Annotated in this window: 6 protein-coding genes (1 of these 6 only partly in view); 1 reads left to right on the top strand and 5 read right to left on the bottom strand. The window is 61.5% G+C overall.

Annotation, left to right across the window (positions count from 1 at the left end; genetic code table 11):
* Positions 1–59, top strand: the 3' portion of a protein-coding gene (locus FFM81_RS02155; protein ID WP_003566976.1) for a M23 family metallopeptidase. 1882 nt of this gene lie to the left of the window's left edge; only the last 59 of its 1941 coding nucleotides appear in the window; its start codon lies beyond the left edge, outside the window; it ends in the stop codon at positions 57–59.
* A gap of 89 nt (positions 60–148) precedes the next feature.
* Here FFM81_RS02155 and clpB read toward each other — a convergent pair whose 3' ends face one another.
* From clpB to ptsP, 5 genes are all read right to left on the bottom strand, one after another.
* Positions 149–2749 carry an ATP-dependent chaperone ClpB gene (gene clpB / locus FFM81_RS02150; protein WP_003566978.1) on the bottom strand — a complete coding sequence of 867 codons (2601 nt, stop codon included), beginning with the start codon at positions 2747–2749 and terminating at the stop codon, positions 149–151.
* Between the two features lie 250 nt (positions 2750–2999).
* Positions 3000–3725 (bottom strand): DUF4167 domain-containing protein, encoded by a 726-nt coding sequence (locus FFM81_RS02145; protein ID WP_128397354.1) that lies wholly within the window; start codon positions 3723–3725, stop codon positions 3000–3002.
* Positions 3726–4068: 343 nt separating this feature from the next.
* Positions 4069–4929, bottom strand: a complete 861-nt coding sequence (gene prmC, locus FFM81_RS02140; protein ID WP_128397355.1) for a peptide chain release factor N(5)-glutamine methyltransferase — start codon at positions 4927–4929, stop codon at positions 4069–4071.
* Positions 4926–6005 (bottom strand): peptide chain release factor 1, encoded by a 1080-nt coding sequence (prfA, locus tag FFM81_RS02135; RefSeq protein WP_049732792.1) that lies wholly within the window; start codon positions 6003–6005, stop codon positions 4926–4928. The genes prmC and prfA overlap by 4 nt, the downstream gene beginning before the upstream one ends.
* Before the next feature lie 132 nt (positions 6006–6137).
* Positions 6138–8405: a phosphoenolpyruvate--protein phosphotransferase gene (ptsP, locus tag FFM81_RS02130; RefSeq protein ID WP_025417155.1), complete on the bottom strand. Its 2268-nt coding sequence runs from the start codon at positions 8403–8405 to the stop codon at positions 6138–6140.
* Positions 8406–8431: the final 26 nt, after the last annotated feature.

Here is an 8431-nt window from a genome sequence, read left to right as displayed (position 1 = left end):
GCAAGCGCATCGATACACTGCTGAACAACCAGACATCGGATCAGGTGGCAAGCAAGTAGTCTCGAGCCGATGTCCCTCGTCGTCATCGCACCCGCCAACGAAAAATGGCGGCCAAAGCCGCCATTTCTGATGCATCCGGAAAACCGGTTTATGCCGCTTCACTTACCGGCTGCTTCGTTCTGAACTGCAGCCGGTCCGAGCCGTTCGTCACCGTCACCGTCGAACCGTCCGGCACTTGGCCGGACAGAATCTGCTCAGCCAGCGGATCCTGCACGAATTTTTGAATCACCCGCTTCAGCGGCCTGGCGCCGTAGACCGGATCGTAACCCTTGTTCGCCAGCCAATGACGGGCGTCCTCGTCGAGATCGATGACGATCTTGCGCTCGGAGAGCAGCGCCACCAGCCGCTTCAGCTGGATATCGACGATCGCGCCCATCTCTTCACGCTTCAGGCGGTGGAAGAGAATGATCTCATCGATGCGGTTCAGGAATTCCGGCCGGAAATGCCCGCGCACGACCTCCATCACCTGCTCGCGAACCGTATCGCTGTCGTCGCCGTCAGCGAGCTGCGTCAGATATTCGGCGCCGAGATTCGAGGTCATGATGATCATCGTGTTGCGAAAGTCGACCGTCCGGCCCTGGCCATCGGTCAGGCGTCCGTCATCCAGCACCTGCAGCAGGATGTTGAAGACGTCGGGATGCGCCTTTTCGATCTCGTCGAACAGCACGACCTGATAAGGCCTGCGGCGCACGGCTTCGGTCAGCGCTCCGCCCTCGTCGTAACCGACATAGCCGGGAGGCGCACCGATCAGCCGGGCAACGGAGTGTTTCTCCATATATTCCGACATGTCCATACGTACCATCGCCGTTTCATCGTCGAAGAGGAAGCGGGCGAGCGCCTTGGTGAGCTCCGTCTTGCCGACGCCGGTCGGTCCGAGGAAAATGAACGAGCCGATCGGCCGGTTCGGATCCTGCAGGCCGGCGCGGGCGCGCCGCACCGCCCGCGATACAGCTTGAACCGCATCACCCTGGCCGATCACCGATTTCGCCAGCTCGTCTTCCATCCGAAGGAGCTTGTCGCGTTCGCCTTCCAGCATCCTGTCGACGGGAATGCCGGTCCAGCGGGAAACGACATGGGCGATGTTGTCGGGGATCACGACCTCCTGCACCATCGCGCCGCGTTCGCCATCCTGCTTTTCGGCGTCGACCAGCTGCTTCTCCAGATCCGGAATGACACCATAGGTCAGCTCGCCGGCCCGCTGAAATTCACCCTTGCGCTGGGCGATTGCCAATTCGTTTCGGGCATCGTCGAGTTGCTTCTTGAGATCGGCGGCAAGGCCGAGCTTCTGCTTTTCCGCCTGCCAGCGGGCCGTCAGCGCATCGGCCTCCTCTTCGAGGCCGGTCAATTCGGTCTCCAGCCGCTTCAGCCGGTCGGCCGAGGCAACGTCGGTTTCTTTCTTCAGCGCCTCACGCTCGATCTTCAGCTGGATGATGCGGCGATCGAGTTCATCGAGTTCTTCCGGTTTGGAATCCACCTGCATGCGCAGCCGTGCGGCCGCCTCGTCCATCAGGTCGATCGCCTTGTCGGGCAGGAAACGGTCGGTGATATATCGGTTGGAAAGCGTCGCCGCCGCCACCAGCGCCGCATCGGCGATGCGCACCTTGTGATGCTGCTCGTACTTTTCCTTGAGGCCGCGCAGAATCGAGATGGTGTCTTCGACCGTCGGCTCGTCGACGACAACAGGCTGGAAGCGGCGGGCAAGGGCCGGATCCTTCTCGACATGTTTGCGATATTCGTCGAGCGTGGTTGCGCCGACGCAATGCAGCTCGCCGCGGGCCAGCGCGGGCTTCAAGAGGTTGGAGGCGTCCATCGCGCCATCGGCCTTGCCGGCACCGACCAGCGTGTGCATCTCGTCGATGAACAGGATGATCTCACCGTTCTCAGCCTGGACTTCATTGAGCACGGCCTTCAGCCGCTCCTCGAATTCGCCGCGATATTTCGCGCCGGCAATCAGCGCGCCCATATCGAGCGCCATCAGCTTCTTGTCTTTGAGCGATTCCGGCACGTCGCCGTTGACGATGCGCAATGCCAGGCCCTCGACGATCGCAGTCTTGCCGACGCCGGGCTCACCGATCAGCACTGGATTGTTCTTGGTGCGGCGCGAAAGCACCTGGATGGTACGGCGGATTTCGTCATCGCGGCCGATCACCGGGTCGAGCTTGCCCTCGCGGGCTTCGGCGGTGAGATCGCGTGCGAACTTCTTCAGCGAATCGAAACCCTGCTCGGCATTGGAGGAATCCGCCGTCCGGCCCTTGCGGATATCGTTGATGACCTGGTTCAGACCCTGGGCCGTCACACCTGAATTCTTCAGCGTCGAAAAAGTTGAGGCTGAGGATTCAATTGCCAGCGCCTGCAGCAGGCGCTCGACGGTGACGAAGCTGTCGCCGGCCTTCTTCGCCGCCTCTTCGGCGGTCGAAAGCACTTTGGCGAGCGGCTGCGCCAGATAGATATTGCCGTTGCCGCCGGAAATTTTCGGCAGTTTGGCCAGCGCCGCGTCATTGGCAAGGCGGGCAGCCTTGGGATCGCCGCCGGCACGCTCGATCAGCGACGCCGCCATGCCCTGATCGTCGTCAAGTAAGACTTTCAGCACATGTTCGGGGGAAAATTGCTGATGACCCTGCGCCAGCGCATAGGTCTGCGCCGACTGGATGAAGCCGCGCACCCGCTCGGAATATTTCTCGATATTCATAGTCTACCTCCATGGATCGCCCTGCCCTGATGAGGCGCAGACCGATGATTGAGATCGGCCCCCTGAAAAGGCAGGCCGCGCTTGGCCCATCTCTGATTTGGCCGAAGCAGTCGAGGAGAATATGGTAGCCTGTACTGCGAGTTTAAAGAGCCGGTAAAACGAAAATCCCCGGCGCGAGGCCGGGGACTTTCATTGCAATTCGAGCAGATGGCATGAAGCTCACGCGTCCCCCGAAGGAGAAGCGAAATCCTCATTCCGATGCGGCATCGGCCAGCACCGGCGCCTCGCCGGAAGCGCCCTCGCCCTCGGCAGCGGCTTCTCCCTCAGCGCCGCGACGCGGGCGGCGGGGACGGCTGCCGGTGCTGCGGCGGCGGGGCTGGCGTTCGCGTGGCTGGCCGCCGGCACCTTCCTCTTCCATGGCGACTTCGGCCGGGATGCCGTCGATCTCCGGCTGCGGGCCGGTTCCGTCGATGACCTCGGCCTGGGACGCTACCGGGGCCGGAGCGGGAGCCGGCTGGGACTCCGGTTGCGGCCGTGGCTGATGCTGCCGGTTCTGCGGCGGCTGAACGATAACAACATCATCGCTGTCATTGTCGTTGCTGTCCATGTCGTCGCCGTCGCGGTCGGTGCCGTCGCGATCAAAATCGCCGCGATCGTCGCGCTGGAAGCGTTCCTGCATCTGCGCCTGGGCGCTGGCGATGATCCGGTTGTAATGTTCGGCGTGCTGGAGATAGTTCTCGGCAATCACGCGGTCGCCGGAGCTTTGAGCATCGCGGGCAAGCTGCGCGTATTTTTCGGCAATATGCTGGGCAGTCCCACGAATCTTCACATCGGGGCCGGAGCTGTCATAGGTCCGGGTCAGCGGATTGCCGCCCTTGCGGTTGAAATTGTTGTTATTGTTATTTCCACCGCCGCCGTTGTTATTATTGTTGTTACCACGCCCTCGACCGCGCTTGTTCTGCTGTCCTGGCCTCATAGATCGTTCACCTGAATTCTCTGTTTGTGATGGATACATGGCACCAACCGCCATGACCGGAAAACCGGGTCAGGACCTTTGTGCCGCGAGCATACTGCGCCTTTGCGCCGACCTGCCGCTTGGTTCTCAAGTCAGTTTGACTGATTCACGCGTTGGGTCGTGTTCAACCGTTGAAACTCTCGTTTAAAAGAGCGGACCCCCGAGGCAAACCAAGTACCGAACGAATCTCGTTCATTCCTATCTGCCCAACACGTGACCGCAACCTATATTGCTTCCCTGGGAAATCCAAGCCTTTTCTTCGCAATAACAATAATGTCCCGTTCAATGCAGCGATTATCGCCTGTCACACGAGCGCGAACACGAGCACCCTATCGTTCTGACCATAATCTTTTACGGATTTGAGGCACCTGAAGCCTTTCGCTTCAAAGATCGCCGTCACATCGTTGCGCTGATCGTAACCGATTTCCAGCCCGACGACCCCATCGGGCCTCATGAACCTTGCCGCATCCTTGGCGATGGCGTGATAGGCGTCAAGCCCATCCGGGCCGCCATCCAGTGCCGCGACCGGATCAAATTTCGTCACTTCGGGAGCGAGATCGTGAATGACACTGGAAGCAATATAGGGCGGATTTGAGACAATCGCGTGAAACGACCCCTGGATGCTCTCGAACCATTTGGACTGCACGGCCTGAAAACGATCCTGCAACCCGTTTCTTTCTGAATTCGATCTTGCTGTGCGAAGTGCATCCGCCGATATGTCGCTCCCGACACCTGACGCATCAGGACACTCGCTCAAAAGCGCAAGGCATATCGCCCCGGTCCCGGTTCCCATGTCAAGAATATGGAGATGGCCGTGCGCCTTTGCAAGGTCCTTGAGGTAGGCAAGCACCGTGTCGACCAAGATTTCCGTATCCGGCCGCGGTTCCAGCGTTTCCGCCGAGAGCCGAAGCGGCAGGCCGTAAAATTCCCGCTCACCGAGAATGCGGTGGACCGGCTCATGGCGGACCCGCCGCTCCAGCGCCCTGGACATCACCACCGCCTGCTCAGGCGAAAGCGTCTCGGCCGATCGCGTCAAAAGCTCGGTCGGCGATAGTTTCAGAAGGCCCGCGACAAGCAACCGCGCATCGGTCGTGGGGTCGGCGATACCCGCTTCGGTGAAGCGGCGGCGCGCTTCGGCGAGCGTATCGGCAACCGTCGAGCTCATTGCTGCTCGCCGAGCTGCGCCAGCTGGCTTGCCTGGTAATCGGCCATCAGCGCATCCACGACCTCCTCAATCTCGCCTTCCATCATCCGGTCGAGCTTGTAGAGCGTCAGGTTGATGCGATGATCGGTTATGCGCCCCTGCGGGAAATTATAGGTGCGGATGCGTTCGGAGCGGTCGCCGGAACCGACCTGGCTCTTGCGGTCGGCGGAGCGCTCGCTGTCGGCCCTCTGCCGCTCGGCATCATAAAGCCTGGAGCGCAGCACCTGCATCGCCTTGGCGCGGTTCTGATGCTGCGATTTTTCCGAGCTGGTGACGACAATGCCGCTTGGCAGATGGGTGATACGCACCGCCGAGTCGGTCGTATTGACGTGCTGGCCGCCCGCGCCCGAAGAGCGCATCGTGTCGATGCGGATATCCTCCGGCCGGATCTCGATGTCGATCTCCTCGGCCTCCGGCAGCACCGCAACTGTTGCGGCCGATGTATGGATGCGTCCGCCCGCCTCGGTCTCAGGCACACGCTGCACGCGATGCACGCCGGATTCGAATTTCAGCTTGGCGAAGACGCCTCGGCCGGTGATCGTCGCGATGATTTCCTTGTAGCCGCCGGCTTCGCCTTCGCTTGCCGAGAGAACCTCTACCTTCCAGCCCTTCTCCGCCGCGAAACGCTCGTACATGCGAAAGAGGTCGCCGGCAAAAAGGGCCGCTTCCGATCCGCCCGTGCCGGCGCGAATTTCGAGGATCGCGCTCTTTTCGTCTGCTGCGTCCTTCGGCAGAAGCAGGATCTGCATCTCCTGCTCGAGCGCCTCGATCTGCTCTTTCACCTCGGGCAGCTCCAGCTCGGCGAGGTCGCGCATTTCGCGATCGACCGACTTATCCTCGAGGAGCGTTTCGAGATCGGCAAGCTCGGCGTTCGCCTTCTCATAGGCGCGGATTTTCGTCACGACGGGCTGCAGCTCGGAATATTCGGATGCGAGCTTCACATAGACATCGGCAGCCGGGCCGGCCGACATGCGCGCTTCGATCTCGCCGAAACGGCGTTCCAGCTCGCGCATCTTTTCAACGGGAAGCTTCGCCACCCTTCACTCCGATTCTTGTTAATGTCTGCCTAGAGCAATTCCAGGAAAAGTGCGAAGCGGTTTTCCGTCCGGAATTGCGTAAAAACAAAATGTTAGAGCAGTTCTGCGTTTCCGTGAAAAAGCTGAATCGCTCTAAAGGGGAATATTGTGGCTCTCGGCGAAGCGGGCAAGCACCTCGCGCATTGGCGTCATGGAGTGGACATCGTCCAGCACCTCGTCCATCGCCGTTGCCAGCGCCTCGACATCGAGCCCGAGCAGCATTGCCTTCACCGGTCCGATCGAGGCCGGCGACATCGAGATCGAACGGAAACCGATACCGAGCAGCGCCATCGCCGAGATCGGTTTGCTGGCGAGTTCGCCGCAGAGCGTCACCGGCGTCTTGTTGCGGTCCGCGCCGCGCACGATATCGCGCAGAATGCGCAAAAACGGTTTGCCAAGAGGATCGAACCGGTCCGAGACCCGCGCATTGCCGCGATCGACCGCCATCGAGAACTGGAAGAGGTCGTTCGAACCGACCGAGACGAAATCCACCGCCTCCATCAGCTCATCAAGCTGCCAAAGCAGTGCAGGCACCTCCAGCATCGCTCCGAACTGCAGCTTGCGCGGCAACCCATGGCCGAAGCGCGAGAGATGCTGCACTTCCCTTTGCAACAGTTCGCGCACCATCTTCAGCTCGGAAACTTCGGTCACCATCGGCACCATCAGCTTCAGCTCAGTATCGGCCGATGCTTTCAACAGGGCGCGCAGCTGAGTGCGCAATAGCCCCGGCCGGTCGAGCGACAGCCGGATGGCGCGCCAGCCGAGCGCGGGATTTTCTTCCTCATGGCCGCGGAAATAGGGCACGACCTTATCGCCGCCGATATCGAGCGTACGGAAGGTGACGGGGCGGCCCGCCGCCTGTTTTATCACATTGCGATAGAACTGCTCCTGCTCGTCCGCCTTCGGCATGGTGGAGGCGATCATAAACTGCAGTTCGGTGCGAAACAGGCCGATGCCCTCGGCACCCGATTCCGAAAGCTGCGGCAGGTCGACCAACAGCCCCGCATTCATCATCAGGGCGATCCGCTGCCCATCCTTGGTCACCGGCTCGACGGCACGCAGCGCCCGAAACTGTTCCTGCCGCCTGGCGCGGAAGCGAACCTTTTCCTCGTAGGAACGCCGATGATCGGCCATCGGCCGCAGATGCACATGTCCCTCGTCGGCGTCGATGATCACGGCATCGCCGTTCTCGGCGAGCGCCACCACCCCTGCTGCCTGGCCGATGACCGGAATACCCATGGCGCGCGCGACGATCACCACATGGCTCGTCACCGCGCCTTCTTCCAGCACCAGCCCGCGCACATTGGCACGAGGATAATCGAGCAGCTCGGCCGCCCCCATGGCGCGCGCCAGGATGACCGCATCGTTGGGGAAGCCCTCGGCGGTCGTCCGCCCGGTGTAACCCGTCAATTGTCTGAGCAGCCGGTTTGCCAGATCCTCGAAATCATGCATGCGTTCGCGCAGATAGGGGTCGGTCAACCGCATCATGCGCGCCTTGGTGTCGCTCTGCACCTTCTCGACTGCCGCTTCCGCCGTCAGGCCGTTGCGGATCGCTTCCTCGAGCTTGCGCACCCAGCCCTGGTCATGGGCGAACATGCGATAGGTTTCGAGCACCTCGCGGTGCTCGCCTTCCATCGACACGTCGCGGCGCGACAGCATGTCGTCGATCGATATCCTGAGCGAACCCATGGCTTCGGCCAGCCGCCGGATTTCCTTCTCGGCATCTTCGTTGAGCAGGTTGGTGACGACGATGCGCGGCTCGTGCAGCACGACGTAGCCAAGGCCGATGCCGTCATTATAGGTGTCGCCGTCGACGGTCACCGAACGCGTCAGGTCGAGTTCGAGGCCCGGCTTGGTGATCTTCTTCAGCTCGCCGGTGGCAATCATCTCGGCAAGCACCATCGCCGTCGTCTCGAGCGCTTCCAGCTCCTCTTCGCGATAGTTGCGGCTTGCCTTGTTCTGCACGACGAGAACGCCGAGCGAGCGCCCGGTCCGGAGGATCGGCACGCCGAGGAAGGAATGGTAGATCTCTTCGCCCGTTTCCGGCAGGTAGCGGAACGCCGGATGCGACTGTGCGTCGGAAAGGTTCAGCGGCTGGGCCGAGGCCGCGATCGTGCCGACCAGGCCCTGCCCCATCTTCAATTGCGCCAGGTGCACGGCCTCACGATTGAGGCCTTCGGTCGCATAGAGTTCGAGCACGCCATCGGCGCGCAGCACGTAAACCGAGCAGACCTCGGCCACCATGTTGCCGGCGATCTGGCGGACGATCCGGTCAAGACGATCCTGCGGCTCCAGCGGCTCCGCCATCAACTCGCGCAGCCGCCTGAGCAGCACGCGCGGACCGCCGGAAAGGTCTCTCATGGCGTCTCAAGCTCCCGAATCAACGC

This window comes from Rhizobium hidalgonense (assembly GCF_005862185.2).
In the GTDB taxonomy this organism is placed as follows: domain Bacteria; phylum Pseudomonadota; class Alphaproteobacteria; order Rhizobiales; family Rhizobiaceae; genus Rhizobium; species Rhizobium hidalgonense.
The sequence above is the reverse complement of the archived record's forward strand: the minus strand, read 5'-3'. Positions and strand labels throughout refer to the sequence as shown.

Coding starts and splice junctions, on each gene's coding strand:
- prmC (WP_128397355.1), bottom strand. CDS start 4,929: ATGAGCTCGACGGTTGCCGATACGCTCGCCGAAGCGCGCCGCCGCTTC.
- FFM81_RS02145 (WP_128397354.1), bottom strand. CDS start 3,725: ATGAGGCCAGGACAGCAGAACAAGCGCGGTCGAGGGCGTGGTAACAAC.
- ptsP (WP_025417155.1), bottom strand. CDS start 8,405: ATGAGAGACCTTTCCGGCGGTCCGCGCGTGCTGCTCAGGCGGCTGCGC.
- clpB (WP_003566978.1), bottom strand. CDS start 2,749: ATGAATATCGAGAAATATTCCGAGCGGGTGCGCGGCTTCATCCAGTCG.